A 12,898-nucleotide genomic window follows, 5' to 3' on the forward strand; every position below is an offset into this window, starting at 1 on the left:
GAAGGTTCCTGCTGGAAGGTATGTTGTTTTCTAAAGCTTGACGTAGGAGCGGAGGCCCACCGTGCGATCGAGGCCGATGACCACGAGCGCAGCAAGCAGGATGGAGACGACCGAGGCGGCGCCGATGGTGCCGTCGAGGTCGTATTTCAGATAGTTGAACAGGGTGATGGGCAGGGTTTCCTGGCCCGGCGAGACGAGGAACAGGGACACCGGGAACTGGTCGAACGACACGATGAAGGCGAAGATGCCGCCGGCGATGACGCCGGGCTTGATGAGCGGCAGCGTGACCTCGAAGAAGGTGCGCTGCGGGCTGGCGCCGAGATTGCGCGCAGCCTCTTCCAGCCTGAGGTCGAAATTGTGCAGCACCGCCAGCGTGGTGCGCACCACATAGGGCACGGTCACGAGGCAATGGCCCACCACGAGGCCCCAGAGCGGGCGGCCCACGTCCATCAGCACATAGGTCTGGAACAGAGCGAGGCCGGTGAGGATGGCCGGCAGCATGAGCGGCGAGAGCATGATGGCGGTGATCAGCCGCGACCCCGGCACGTTTCCGCGGGCGATGCCGAGCGCGGCGCTGGCGCCAAGCACGGTGGCCGCGATGGTGGTGAGGGCGGCCACCTCAAGGCTCAGCAGCAGCGCCGACATGAACTGCGGCGAGGCGAAGAACTTGTCGAACCACTTCAGCGTCACGCCCACGGGCGGGAATTCGATATAGGGCGTGGGGTTCAGCGCGAAGACGAAGATGATGAGGATGGGCAGCAGCAGGAAGGCCAGCACCGCCCAGTTGACGGCGAGATAGAGGAAGCGGCCGACTTTCAGGGAGAGCATGGCCGGGCCTCAGGCAAGGTCGCGCTGGCCGCTGACGGCCGCGAGAATGTGGTTGTAGGCGAGCACGAGCACCATGGAGAGCACCAGCAGCACCATGCCCAGCGCGGCGGCGAAGCCGATGTTGAAGTTGGCGGAAATCTGCTGGTAGATCAGGATCGGCAGGGTCATGATCTGGAACCCGCCCATCAGGATCGGCGTCACATAGGCGCTGATGGCCAGCGCGAACACCAGCAGCGAGCCGGCGAGGATGCCGGGCACGCTCAAGGGCAGCGTCACCTCGCAGAAGGCCTTGAGCGGGCTTGCCCCGAGGTTCTGCGCCGCCTGCTCCAGCCGCTCGTCGATGCGGCCGATGACGCCGGTGAGCGTCAGGATCATGAAGGGCAGATAGATGTGCACGAGGCCGAGCACGATGCCGAACTCGTTATACATGAGCTGCATGGGCGCAAATCCCAGCGCCTGCAGGATCTGGTTGGCGACGCCCTTGTCCGAGAGGATGGCCATCCAGGCGAAGGTGCGCACCACGATGCCGGTGAGCATGGGCATCAGCACCGCCATCAGCAGCAGGGCATGAAGTGAGCGGCTCTTCACCCGCGCCATGAGATGGGCAAGGGGATAGCCCAGCAGCAGCGCGGCGACCGTGGTGTAGAGGCCGATGCGCACCGTGGTCCACATCACCTCGAAATAATAGGGATCGTCCAGAATGCGCTCATAATGGCGCGTGGTGGCGACGACGTTGGGCATCACCACCGGATTGCCGGTGAGGAAGCTCATCACCGCCATGAGGCCGATGGGCAGGAAGAAGAACAGGGCGAAGAACAGCGCGCTTGGCAGCAGCGCGAGGCCCATCACATTGGCGCCAAGTCGGGGGGCACCCAATCGGGCTGATGCGCGGCTCATCAAGCGACCTCCAGAGCGCGGCCCCAGACCGCATCGCCGATCATGCGGCCCACCGTGCGGGCCATGGCTTCCAGTTCCCGCGCCACATGGTCCCGCTCCTCCTGCGCCGTCGCCTGGCTGGAATAGGAGACGGCGACGCCGATCATCTCTCCGGTCTCCCGCGCGCAGAGCGCAAAACCCTGCGAGGCCACGCCGTCTATGGACTCGTTCTCCGACAGCGACTGGCCGGAGCGGCGGATCTCACCCACCCGCGCCAGCAGCTCGGTCGGGGAGTGCGGCGAGTTGGGCGGCAGGGTGGGGAAGGTGTCCGGCAGGCGCGAGAGGATTTCCGCATCCGACAGGCGGGCCAGCATGGCGCGGCCATTCGAGGTGGCGATGGCGGAGCCGCGCTGGCCGGGCGGGCTCATCACGCGCAGCGGGTTGGAGCCCGGCACCATGCGCAGCACCATCTGGTCGCAGCCGTCCAGCATGGCGATGTAGCCGGTGTGGCCGGTGCGGGCGCACACCTCCTTCAGCTCCTTTTCGGCGCGGCCGATCAGATCATCATGGGCGCGATAGAGGCGGCCCAGCTCGAAGGTGAGGAGGCCGGGACGGTAGCGGCGCGTCACCTCGTCCTGCTCCAGCAGCTGTGCCTCCTTCAAGGCGCGCAGCATGCGGGACGTGGAGCTTTTCGGCAGGCCGGTCGCCGCCATCACCTCGGCGAAGCTCAGCTCGGGCCGGGCCTCGGAGAAGCAGCGCAGGACATCGACGGCGGTGCCAAGGGCGCTCATGGAAGTCAGAACCTCCTCAAGTTCCAAAATAAGGAACCATGTTCCAATTTTGATGCCGGTCGATGGGGTCGTCAATGTGAAATGATGCTTTGCGATGCATTTGCGCATCTGCCTAATATTGGGGCGGTGCAACATCTGCTGGGGCGTGCGCCCGGGCGGCAGCGCATGTGGGCAGGCGCTCGAAAGGCTTTTTCATGAGCCGTCTCTTGTGCTTGGCTCAGCCGGGCAAGACAGAAGCGAGGGTGCATGTGGCAGGATCGGCGGGCGGATCGGGAAATCCGGGTGGACGTGGGCGGCCATGCGGTGGTGGCCTATGAGTTCGGCAGCGGTCCCGATGTGCTGCTCTGCCTGAACGGCGGCCCCGGCCTGCCCTGCGATTATTTCCGCGAGGCCCTCTCCTTCCTTGCTGAGCACGGGTTCAGGGTGGTGGCCTTCGATCAGCTGGGCTGCGGGGCGTCCGACCGGCCGGAGGATCCGGCGCTATGGTCCATCACCCGCTATGTGGCGGAGGTGGAGGCGGTGCGCGCGGCGCTGGGGCTCGGCCGGGTGCATCTCACCGGCCATTCCTGGGGCGGGTGGCTTGCCATCGAATATGCGCTGACCCACCCGCAGAACGTGCGCACACTGCTGTTGCAGAACACTGCCGCCGATCTTCCGCATCTCATGAGCGAGCTGCACCGCCTGCGCGCCGCACTCGGCCCGGAGGCGGTGGCCATGATGGCCGCGCACGAGGCTGCCGGGCGCTTTACCCATCCCGAATATCAGGCCGCCATCACCCTGCTCAATTATCGCCATGTGCTGCGGCTGGAAGGAGACTGGCCGGCGCCCGTGCTGCGCTCTCTGGGCGACTGGAACATGGCGCCCTACAAGGCGATGCAGGGGCCGAACGAATTCCTCTATATCGGCAATCTGAAGGACTGGACGCGGCTCGACGACCTGCCGTCCCTTCATGTTCCAGCGCTTATTACGGTGGGCGCCCATGACGAGCAGACGCCCGCCTGCGCCACCCGCATGGCGGAGCGCCTACCGCAGGCCGAGCTGCATCTGTTCGCGCACTCCAGCCACATGCCCTTCTATGAGGAGCCGGAGGCGTTCGATCGGGTGCTGCTGTCCTTCCTCACCCGCCATCGCGCGGCCTGAGGACGGGCAGGGGGGCCTGTTGCGTCTGGCCCGGATGATGCAAGACAGACAGCGCGTTCGCGCGGCGGCGGATGGCAGAGGATGAGCGGCGTGTATGACGATGGTTTTCTGGCCCGCACGGAAGCCGGCCTCAAGGCGGCCCTGCCGCGCTGGGGACTCGCGCCGGAGACGGAACTGAGCCTCCTCACCATTTCCGAGAATGCCACCTTCAGGGCAACCAGCACGGGGCAGGGGGATCTCGTCTTCCGCGTCCATCGCCCCGGCTATCACAGTCGCGTGGAGATCGGCTCCGAGCTGGCCTGGATTTCCGCCCTGCGCGCCGGCGAAGTGGTGACGACCCCGCGCCCGGTGCCGCTGCGCGACGGCAGCCTGATTGGCGATCTGGACGATGCCGGCACGCTTCGCCACGTGGTGGCCTTCGAGTTCGTGCCCGGCGCTGAGCCGGCGGCGGACGCGGAACTGGCGGGCTGGTTCCGGCAGCTCGGCGGCATCCACGCCACGCTCCATGCCCATGCGCGGAGCTGGCAGCGGCCCGATTGGTTCACCCGCAAGCGATGGAATTTCGCCAGCATGCTGGGCGGTCGTCCCCTGTGGGGCGACTGGCGGGCCGGGCTGGGGCTGGATGCGGCCGGGCGGGCCCATCTTCAGCGCGCCGTGGACCTTTTGGAACGCCAATGTGCCACCATGTGTGAACATGCGGGGAACTTCGGGCTCGTACACGCCGATTTACGTCTCGCGAACCTGCTGGTCGATGGCACAAAACTCGCACTGATCGACTTCGACGACTGCGGTTTCTCGTGGTTTCTCTATGACTTCGCCGCCGCCATCAGCTTCATCGAGCACGAGCCCTACCTGCCGGAGCTTCAGGACGCGTGGGTGGAGGGCTATCGTGCCATCGCGCCCCTGTCCGCAGAAGATGTCGAGCGATTGCAGGTGTTTGTCATGCTCCGTCGCATCCTGCTCACCGCCTGGATTGCGTCACATTATGAGACACCGACGGCACATATGATGGGGACAGCCTATACCGATGGCACACTGGTGCTGGCGGAGCGCTTCCTCGCCCGGTTCGGCTGACAGGTCCTTGGCATCACAGGCATTTTCGACGCGGGGAGCGGCGTACACCATGACCAGTGGGACACAACAGATCCTCGCCCTCAACGCCTTCCGCCCGGATGCGGACGCCGCCGCTCTCGGCGGTACCCTGGAAGGGCTGATCTCCCGCCGCACCGCCGCCTTCGGGCCGGGCTCGGTGGTGTTCTATCGCCAGCCTCTGCATGTGGTGTCCGCGCGCGGCGCCACCATCCAGACCGTTGACGGGGAACGCTTTCTCGATCTGTACAACAATGTGCCATCGGTCGGGCACTGCCACCCCAAGGTGGTGGAAGCGGTGCAGAAGCAGGTGGCACTGCTCAATGTCCATACCCGCTATCTCTTTGACAGCCTTGATGATTATGCCGAGCGCCTGTGTGCCACCCTGCCGCCGTCCCTCGGCCATCTGGCCCTGACCTGCACCGGCAGCGAAGCCAATGATCTGGCGCTCAGGATCGCCGGCATCGCCACTGGCGGCAAGGGGGTCGTCGTCACCTCCGCCGCCTACCACGGCAATACCTCCGCTGTGACCGAGGTTTCGCCCTCGGCCTACAAGGTGGGCGCCCCTCCGGATCACGTGCAAACCGTTGCCCCGCCTGATCCCACCTACTATGGGCCGGACGTGGCGGCGGGGTTCACTGCGGCGGTGGAGGGGGCCATCGCGGCGCTGGAGGCGCGCGGGCACAAGCTGTCCTGTCTGCTGGTGGACAGCATCTTCTCCAGCGACGGCGTCTTTGCCGATCCCGTGGGGCTACTGGCTGGCGCGGCCGATGCCGTGCATCGTGCCCAAGGGCTTGTGATTGCTGATGAAGTCCAACCGGGCTTCGGCCGTACCGGCACCCGGTTCTGGGGCTTTGCCCGCCATGGCATCACGCCCGACATCGTCACCATGGGCAAGCCCATGGCCAATGGCATGGCCATGGGCGGGGTGGCGGTGCGCCCGGAGCTGCTGGCTCGGTTCTCGGAAAAATTCGGATATTTCAACACGTTCGCAGGCAATCCCGTGGCCGTGGCCGCGGCCCGCGCGGTGCTGGAGGTGATTGCCGAAGAGGGGCTGATGGCCAATGCCGATCACGTCGGCCGCCATCTGAAGGGGCGTCTGGAAGACCTCGCCACCCGCGCCCCGGCGCTGGGCGCCGTGCGCGGGGCAGGGCTCTATCTGGGCGTGGACGTGGTGGCTCCGGACACCGGCCTGCCTGATCCCGAGGGCGCGAGCACCCTCATTAACGCCTTACGCCACAAGCATATTCTGATCGGTGCCGCCGGCCGCCTCGGCCATGTCCTGAAGCTCCGCCCGCCTTTGTGCCTGACGGTGGAGGAGGCGGATCGCTTCGTGGATGTGCTGGAAGGGCTTCTCCCCTAGAGCGTTTCCGTGTTTCATGGAAACACAGAAACACTCCAACTCATTGATAGAGAATGTCTTTCGGCTTGGATTGCGAAGCAACCAAAGCCGGACATGCTCTAGCCCCCGGTCCACCGCTCCGGCCGGAAGGGCGCTGGATCGACGGAGGGCGCCTCGCCCCGCATCATCGTGGCCAGCATCTGTCCGGTCGCAGGGCCGAGGGTAAAGCCTTGATGTCCATGGCCGAAATGCAGCCACAACCGTTTGTGGCGCGGGGCTTCGCCTATCACCGGCAGCATGTCCGGCATGCAGGGGCGCACCCCCAGCCAGGGCTCCGGCTCCACCCCCTTGCCGAGGTTCAGCAGGGTGCGTGCGGCGTCTTCCGCCCGGCCGATCTGCACCTCGGAAGGTGGCGCATCCGCATGGCTCAGCTCGGCCCCGGTGGTGATGCGCAGGCCCTTGGCCATGGGCGCGAGCACATAGCCAAAGGCTTCATCCATAAGGGGAAGATCGAGGCCGGTGCCGTCATAATGCCGGTGGTGGCCGCGCTTGCGCACCATGGGGAAGTCATAGCCGAACCGCCGCAGCAGCTCCGGCGACCACGGCCCCAGCGCCACCACCACATGGGCGGCCTCCACCGGGCCATTCGCGGTTTCCACCCGCCAGCCCTTGCCGGGTAAGGCTTTCAGTGTCTCGGCCGAGCCGATGGCGACGCTGCCGCCGGAGCGCAGCAGGAGATCGCCATAGGCTTCCACCAGCGCGCCGGGATCCCGCACCGTCCAGGCTCCCTGCCAGTGCACGGCACCTGCGCCGGTGTTGGCAAGCCCCGGCTCCGCCGCCGCCAGAGCCTTGGAATCAAGGGCGGCATAGGGCACGCCATAGGTGCGGTGGATGCGCTCGGCGTCCGTGAAGGCCGCATCCATGGCGGCGGCGCTGCGGAAGAAGACCCGGAAGCCTTCCTTGCGCACCAGCCCGGCCGCGTTGGTGTCATTGAGAAAATGCTGATGCGCGGCAGCGGCTTGCCCGATGATTCCAGACCATGTCCGCGCGATCTGCCGGTGACGAACGGGCGCGGAATGCCACCAGTAGCGCAAAAGCGCGGGCACATGGGCGGGCAAAGCGGACCAGTCGATGCGGATGCCGTTGGTGCGGCCCGTGACCACGCCCCACATGTCATCGAGCCCCCGCGGCATGGCATAGGGCTCCACTGCCTCGCTCTGGATGATGCCGGCATTGCCATAGCTGGTGGCGCGGCCGGGCGGCTGGCGATCCACCAGAACCACATCCCAACCCGCTTGCCGCAGGTGCAGCGCCACCCCCACGCCCGCCATGCCGGCGCCAAGGACAATCGCGCTGCTCACCGTCTCAGCTCTCATCGTATCGCTCCGCCTTAGGCCAAGCCTCACGCCCACTTCATGAAATCGGGCGCTTCGTTGATCGGCGAAGCCTTCGCCAGCCGGTCAAGATCGGGAAGGGGGCGGCTGAGCCGGGCATCGCCGGCAAAGGCAGTTTCCAGCGCCAACGCCACCTTGAGCACGATGGCATCGCCGCCGCGCGGGCCAATGATCTGTAGGCCAAAGGGCAGGCCGGCCTCGTCCAGCCCCAGCGGCAGGCTGAGGGCCGGATGGCCGGCCAGCGTCACCGCATAGGCGAGGGCGAGCCAGTGGAAGTAGGACTTGGTGGGTTCGCCATCGATCTCTGCCGCATAGGACTCGGACCATGGGCGGGGGCTGAGCGTGAGCGTCGGGCTGACGAGAACGTCGTGGGTCTCGAAAAAGCTCTGGTAAGCCCGATAGATAGCGGTCTGCGTGCTGGCCGCGCGGGCATAGTCGGCGAGGCTATACTTCAGCCCTTCCTCGATATTGGCGCGCACATGCGGCCCGAGCATATGGGGCCGCTCCCGATAATTCGTCCCATGACTGGCGAGGAAGTTGGAGGCGCGCAGCACAGCGAAGGCGTCATCGGCACCCGTGCAATCCGGGCTGCCGGTTTCGGCGCTGGCGAAGAGCGGTGCGATGGCCTCCACCCGGTCGCGGAACACCCGGCGGATGTGCTGTTCCGTGGGTGCGAAGCCGAAATCTTCCGTGAAACCAAGGCGCAAGGACTTCAGATCCGCCGGAGCCAGCTCGCTCCAGCGCTCGGGCCGGCCGCGCACAGGCTCGCCGGGCAGGGTGTAGGCGAGCGGATCGAGCTCGTCGTCGCTCGCCATCACCGACAGCATGAGCGCGGTATCGGCGACGGTGCGGGCCATGGGGCCGTCAGTGGAGAGGTTCGACCAGCCGAAGGCACGCTTGTGGCTCGCCACGAGCCCATAGGAAGGGCGCATACCGACGATGCCGCTGTAGCCGGCGGGGTTGCGCAGGCTGCCGCCCATGTCCGAGCCCGAGGCGAGCGGCGCCATGCCGCAAGCCAAAGCGACGGCCGAACCGCCGGAAGAGCCGGCGGAAGACTTGGACGGATCGAACGGATTGCCGGTGACGCCATAGACGGGATTGCGGGTATTGGCGCCCGCGGCCCATTCCGGCGTGTTGGTCTTGCCGAAGATGATGCCCCCGGCCGCCCGCAGGCGGGCGATGCAGGCGGCGTCTTCCGTCGGCACGTGGTCGGCAAAGATGGGGCTGCCGTGGGTGGTGCGCAGGCCCTTGGTCTCGTGCGTGTCCTTGACGGCTACGGGGATGCCATGCAGCGGCGGCAAGGGCTCGCCGCGCATCACCTGCGCCTCCGCTTCCTTCGCTGCCGCGCGTGCGCCCTCGATGTCGAGGGCGACCATGGCGTTGACGGCCGGGTCGATGGCGTCGATGCGGGCGAGACAGGAGTCCAGAAGCTCCACGGGCGACAGGGCTTTGGTGGCGATCAGGCGGCGCAGGTCAACGGCACTGAGGTCGCAGGGAGCGGTCATGGAGGGAGCCATCCAGAAAGGGGCCTTGGAAGGACTCAGGAGGATAAGGACATCCCGCCATCCCGCAAGTATTCAGGGCGTGAATGGAGTAGAGGTGGGTTGTTAAATCTGTGGTTGAACCGGCCTTCGCTGCTTGAAGGTCCGTCAAAGGCGCAGGCGTTCCAGTTGCAGTTCCTGCGCTAGCCAGTCGGCGAAGGTGCGCAACGCCCGGCGCGGGCGCGCCTTGGGCGGGAAGACGAAATAGTGGCCCACATAAGTGACGTCCCGCGCGATACCGGCCAGTGGCGCCACAAGGCGGCCGTCCGCCAGCTCCCGCTCGGCCAGGCGGGTGGATTCCAGCGTCACGCCCAGCCCGTCCACGGCGGCCGCGATGGCCATGAAACTGCGGTCGAAGCGGCTGCCACGTGGGCTCGGCGGTGTCATGTGGTTGGCGAGAAACCAGGCGTTCCAGCGCAGCCGCTTGTGTTCGCTCTCGATCAGATCGTGCTCATAGAGGTCGGCTGGGGTGCGGATGGTGGCCGCCAGCTCCGGCGCGCACATGGGCTGCACCACCTCCTCACCCAGCGGCAGAACGATCAGCCCCTCCTGACGGGGCGGGCCGTAACAGATGTCCGCATCGAATTCATCATTCAGGAAACGGGCGTAGTCGGTGCTCGCGGAGAGCCGTACCTCCAGGCCCGGATGTTCCTGAATGAGGCGGCGCAGGCGGGGCATCAGCCATTGGGCGGCCATGCTGGGTGCGCAATGAAGTCGCAGCAGATTGCCGGAGCGCCCGCTCACCCGTTCCAGCCCGTGACGCACCTCGTCGAAGGCGCTGGATACGCTGCGATAAAGGGCATCGCCGCCAGGGTTGAGGCGCACCGTGCGCCCCTCGCGCTCGAATAGCGAGGCACCGATCAGGTCCTCCAGCTTACGCACCGCATGACTGACCGCGCTGGGCGAAATACCCAGCTCTTCCGCAGCGCTGCGGAACGAGCCGGTGCGGGCGGCGGCTTCAAAGGCGCGTAACGCGCCAAGCGGGAGACCGATCATCCCGATAGGTGAACACGATTCACCGATTGGAGCAATTTTTGCGTTTTTCGTGCCTCCGCAGAGGAAGCAATATGCCGGCAATCAAAAAGCGTAACGGAGGACGACGCGTGCTGCTCAAGGATAAGATTGCTGTCATCTCCGGCGCGGCGGGTGCCCGCGGCATCGGCTTCGCCACCGCCAAGACCTTCGCGGCGCAGGGCGCCCGGGTGGCCATCCTCGATCTGGACGGCGCAGGCGCCCAGAAGGCGGCCGCCGAACTCGGCCCCGACCACATCGGCATCGCCTGCGACGTGACGGACAAGGCCGATTGCGCCCGCGCCATCGGCGAGGTGCTCAAGATCACCGGCCGCATCGACATTCTCATCAACAATGCCGGTATCACCCAGGCCATCAAGGTTTGGGACATCGATCCGGAGAGCTGGGACCGCATCCAGGACGTGAACCTGCGCGGCGTGCTCTATCTCTCGCAGGCGGTGATGCCGCACATGCGTGAGCGCAAGGCGGGCGCCATCGCCTGCATGTCCTCCGTCTCCGCCCAGCGCGGCGGCGGCATTCTCGGCGGTGCGCACTATTCCGCCGCCAAGGCCGGCGTGCTCGGCCTCGCCAAGGCCATGGCCCGCGAACTGGGCAATGACGGCATCCGCGTGAACTGCGTGACGCCTGGCCTGATCCAGACCGACATCAATGCCGGCAAGATCTCCGACGAGAGCCGGGTGAAGATCCTCGAGAACATCCCGCTCAATCGGCTCGGCGTACCGCAGGACGTGGCGAACATCTTCCTGTTCCTGGCCTCGGATCTGTCTGCCTACGTCACCGGCGCCGTCATCGACGTGAACGGCGGCATGCTCATTCACTGAGCGGGCGTGCACTGAGCCTATCCGTTCGGCTCAGCCCCACGGGTGCGGCGCGCGGCCTTCGCGCGCCCCTTCAAGGATGCTCAAATCATGACTTCAGCCTCGCTCGGGCATAATCGGCAGCTTGCCGAAAAGGCCCACGATATCCGCAAGACCGCGCTCCAGATGGGCAAGGTGCAGGGGCAGGGCTATATCGCCCAGGCCCTTGATGTCGCAGACATTCTGGCGGTGTCCTACTTCCACGCCATGAACCACCGTCCGGAAGATCCGGAATGGGAGGGGCGTGACCGCTTCTATCTCTCCATCGGCCATTACGCGATCGCGCTCTATGCGGTGCTGATCGAGGCCGGCGTGATCCCGCGCGAGGAACTGGAGACCTATGGCGGCGACGACAGCCGCCTGCCCATGTCCGGCATGGCGACCTATACGCCCGGCATGGAGATCACCGGCGGCTCGCTGGGGCAGGGCCTGCCCATCGCCATCGGCGCCTGCCTCGGCCTCAAGCGCAAGAAGTCGTCCTCCTTCGTCTACAACCTGCTCTCCGATGGCGAGCTGGGTGAAGGCTCCACCTGGGAAGCGGCCTTGTCCGCCGCCCACTGGAAGCTGGACAACCTCATCGCCATCGTGGACGTGAACAACCAGCAGGCGGATGGCCCTCCTGCCAACGTGCTCTCCTGCGAGCCGCTGCTGGACAAGTGGAAAGCCTTCGGCTGGTTCTCCCAGCGGGTGAATGGCAACGATCTCGATGCGCTGGTGAAGGCCTTCGATGCCGCCCGCGCCCACACCGGTCCCGAGCCGCGCGTCATCATCTGCGACACGCTGATGGGCAAGGGCGTGCCCTTCCTCGAAACCCGCGACAAGAACCATTTCATCCGGGTTGATGCCGACGAGTGGGACACGGCCATTGCCGTCCTCGATGCGGAGTTCGCGTCATGAGCACCAAGAAAGTCTTCGCAGCGCAGGACGCCAGCAAGCCGCGCCTCACCACCTCCGCGATGATCGCCTCCATCGCCGGCGAGGGCCAGCGCACCAAGGCGGCGCCCTTCGGCCACGCGCTGGTAGCGCTGGCGAACGAGCGGCCCGAAATCGTCGGCCTCACGGCGGATCTGGGCAAGTATACGGACCTGCACATCTTCGGGCAGGCGCATCCGGATCGCTATTACCAGATGGGCATGGCCGAGCAGTTGCTCATGTCCGCCGCCGCCGGCATGGCGCGTGAGGGCTGCGTGCCCTTCGCCACCACCTATGCGGTGTTCGCCGCCCGGCGCACCTATGACTTCATCTGCATGGCGATCGCGGAAGAAGATCTGCCGGTGAAGATCGTGTGCGCCCTGCCGGGCCTCACCACCGGCTATGGCCCGAGCCATCAGGCCACGGACGATCTCGCCATCTTCCGCGCCATGCCGAACCTGACCATCGTGGATCCCTGCGATGCGCTGGACATCGAGCAGGCTGTGCCGGCCATCGCCGACCATCCCGGTCCGGTCTACATGCGCCTCCTGCGCGGCAACGTTCCGCTGGTGCTGGACGAGTACAACTACCGCTTCCAGCTCGGCAAGGCGGCGCTGTTGCGCGACGGAGCGGACGTTCTGTTCGTGTCCACCGGCTTCATGACCATGCGGGCACTGGAAGCCGCCGATGCGCTGCGCAAGGACCGCATCGAGGCCGGTGTGCTCCACGTGCCCACCATCAAGCCGCTGGACGAGGAGGCCATCCTCAAGGCCGCTGCCAAGCCCGGCCGGCTGGTGGTCGTGATGGAGAACCATTCCGTCATCGGCGGACTCGGCGAGGCGGTGGCCCGCCTGCTGATGCTGAGCGGCGTGCATCCGGCCTTCCGGCACGTGGGCCTGCCGGACGCCTTCCTCGACGCCGGCGCGCTGCCGACCCTGCACGATCGCTATGGCATCTCCACGCCGGCCGTGACCGAGCGCGTGAAGGAGTGGCTCGGCAAGTAAGCCGGGTCGCGGACGCCGACGGGAAGAATACCTCCGGGCGGCTTCGCCCGGAGTGACATCGGCCAGAGCCGCCCGACAGAGGCGGCCGGCCA

Annotated in this window: 12 protein-coding genes; 6 read left to right on the top strand and 6 right to left on the bottom strand. The window is 66.4% G+C overall.

Annotated elements, in window-relative coordinates:
- Window positions 1-30 precede the first annotated feature (30 nt).
- From IEW24_RS16420 to IEW24_RS16430, 3 genes are read right to left on the bottom strand one after another with little or no spacing between them, the layout of a single operon-like run.
- Complete coding sequence (locus IEW24_RS16420; protein WP_188580522.1) at window positions 31-828, bottom strand: ABC transporter permease; 798 nt, start codon at window positions 826-828, stop codon at window positions 31-33.
- Window positions 829-837: 9 nt separating this feature from the next.
- The gene (locus IEW24_RS16425) at window positions 838-1,725 is read right to left on the bottom strand and encodes an ABC transporter permease (protein WP_188580524.1); all 888 of its coding nucleotides are present in this window, start codon (window positions 1,723-1,725) and stop codon (window positions 838-840) included.
- A complete protein-coding gene (locus IEW24_RS16430; RefSeq protein ID WP_188580526.1) occupies window positions 1,725-2,495 on the bottom strand; it encodes an IclR family transcriptional regulator in 771 nt (256 codons plus the stop codon). The genes IEW24_RS16425 and IEW24_RS16430 overlap by 1 nt, the downstream gene beginning before the upstream one ends.
- 246 nt (window positions 2,496-2,741) lie before the next feature.
- On the opposite strand from IEW24_RS16430, the gene IEW24_RS16435 reads away from it, so the two are divergent.
- The 3 genes from IEW24_RS16435 to IEW24_RS16445 all read left to right on the top strand — a co-directional run bounded on the left by IEW24_RS16435 (window position 2,742) and on the right by IEW24_RS16445 (window position 6,087).
- Window positions 2,742-3,635: a proline iminopeptidase-family hydrolase gene (locus IEW24_RS16435; protein WP_188580528.1), complete on the top strand. Its 894-nt coding sequence runs from the start codon at window positions 2,742-2,744 to the stop codon at window positions 3,633-3,635.
- Window positions 3,636-3,716: 81 nt separating this feature from the next.
- On the top strand, window positions 3,717-4,709 hold the full coding sequence (locus tag IEW24_RS16440; protein WP_188580530.1) for a phosphotransferase enzyme family protein: 993 nt from the start codon (window positions 3,717-3,719) through the stop codon (window positions 4,707-4,709).
- Between the two features lie 49 nt (window positions 4,710-4,758).
- Window positions 4,759-6,087 (top strand): aspartate aminotransferase family protein, encoded by a 1,329-nt coding sequence (locus IEW24_RS16445; RefSeq protein WP_188580532.1) that lies wholly within the window; start codon window positions 4,759-4,761, stop codon window positions 6,085-6,087.
- Window positions 6,088-6,185: 98 nt separating this feature from the next.
- Here IEW24_RS16445 and IEW24_RS16450 read toward each other — a convergent pair whose 3' ends face one another.
- The 3 genes from IEW24_RS16450 to IEW24_RS16460 form a co-directional block, all read right to left on the bottom strand.
- Window positions 6,186-7,427 carry an NAD(P)/FAD-dependent oxidoreductase gene (locus tag IEW24_RS16450; protein WP_188580680.1) on the bottom strand — a complete coding sequence of 414 codons (1,242 nt, stop codon included), beginning with the start codon at window positions 7,425-7,427 and terminating at the stop codon, window positions 6,186-6,188.
- 41 nt (window positions 7,428-7,468) lie between these two features.
- On the bottom strand, window positions 7,469-8,965 hold the full coding sequence (locus tag IEW24_RS16455; RefSeq protein ID WP_188580534.1) for an amidase: 1,497 nt from the start codon (window positions 8,963-8,965) through the stop codon (window positions 7,469-7,471).
- A 144-nt stretch (window positions 8,966-9,109) separates the two neighbouring features.
- Window positions 9,110-9,997 carry a LysR substrate-binding domain-containing protein gene (locus IEW24_RS16460; protein ID WP_188580536.1) on the bottom strand — a complete coding sequence of 296 codons (888 nt, stop codon included), beginning with the start codon at window positions 9,995-9,997 and terminating at the stop codon, window positions 9,110-9,112.
- A 107-nt stretch (window positions 9,998-10,104) separates the two neighbouring features.
- Here IEW24_RS16460 and IEW24_RS16465 point away from each other — a divergent pair, with 107 nt between their 5' ends.
- The 3 genes from IEW24_RS16465 to IEW24_RS16475 all read left to right on the top strand — a co-directional run bounded on the left by IEW24_RS16465 (window position 10,105) and on the right by IEW24_RS16475 (window position 12,806).
- On the top strand, window positions 10,105-10,854 hold the full coding sequence (locus IEW24_RS16465) for an SDR family NAD(P)-dependent oxidoreductase (protein WP_188580538.1): 750 nt from the start codon (window positions 10,105-10,107) through the stop codon (window positions 10,852-10,854).
- Window positions 10,855-10,941: 87 nt separating this feature from the next.
- The gene (locus IEW24_RS16470) at window positions 10,942-11,787 is read left to right on the top strand and encodes a transketolase (RefSeq protein ID WP_188580540.1); all 846 of its coding nucleotides are present in this window, start codon (window positions 10,942-10,944) and stop codon (window positions 11,785-11,787) included.
- Complete coding sequence (locus tag IEW24_RS16475) at window positions 11,784-12,806, top strand: transketolase family protein (protein WP_188580542.1); 1,023 nt, start codon at window positions 11,784-11,786, stop codon at window positions 12,804-12,806. The genes IEW24_RS16470 and IEW24_RS16475 overlap by 4 nt, the downstream gene beginning before the upstream one ends.
- Window positions 12,807-12,898 lie beyond the last annotated feature (92 nt).

Origin of the sequence: Azorhizobium oxalatiphilum (assembly GCF_014635325.1) — a bacterium.
In the GTDB taxonomy this organism is placed as follows: Bacteria; Pseudomonadota; Alphaproteobacteria; order Rhizobiales; family Xanthobacteraceae; genus Azorhizobium; species Azorhizobium oxalatiphilum.

Bases quoted from the DNA above. Each gene is read 5' to 3' on its own strand.
- IEW24_RS16420 (WP_188580522.1), bottom strand. From the start codon at position 828: ATGCTCTCCCTGAAAGTCGGCCGCTTCCTCTATCTCGCCGTCAACTGG.
- IEW24_RS16425 (WP_188580524.1), bottom strand. From the start codon at position 1,725: ATGAGCCGCGCATCAGCCCGATTGGGTGCCCCCCGACTTGGCGCCAAT.
- IEW24_RS16430 (WP_188580526.1), bottom strand. From the start codon at position 2,495: ATGAGCGCCCTTGGCACCGCCGTCGATGTCCTGCGCTGCTTCTCCGAG.
- IEW24_RS16435 (WP_188580528.1), top strand. From the start codon at position 2,742: ATGTGGCAGGATCGGCGGGCGGATCGGGAAATCCGGGTGGACGTGGGC.
- IEW24_RS16440 (WP_188580530.1), top strand. From the start codon at position 3,717: ATGAGCGGCGTGTATGACGATGGTTTTCTGGCCCGCACGGAAGCCGGC.
- IEW24_RS16445 (WP_188580532.1), top strand. From the start codon at position 4,759: ATGACCAGTGGGACACAACAGATCCTCGCCCTCAACGCCTTCCGCCCG.
- IEW24_RS16455 (WP_188580534.1), bottom strand. From the start codon at position 8,965: ATGACCGCTCCCTGCGACCTCAGTGCCGTTGACCTGCGCCGCCTGATC.
- IEW24_RS16460 (WP_188580536.1), bottom strand. From the start codon at position 9,997: ATGATCGGTCTCCCGCTTGGCGCGTTACGCGCCTTTGAAGCCGCCGCC.
- IEW24_RS16470 (WP_188580540.1), top strand. From the start codon at position 10,942: ATGACTTCAGCCTCGCTCGGGCATAATCGGCAGCTTGCCGAAAAGGCC.
- IEW24_RS16475 (WP_188580542.1), top strand. From the start codon at position 11,784: ATGAGCACCAAGAAAGTCTTCGCAGCGCAGGACGCCAGCAAGCCGCGC.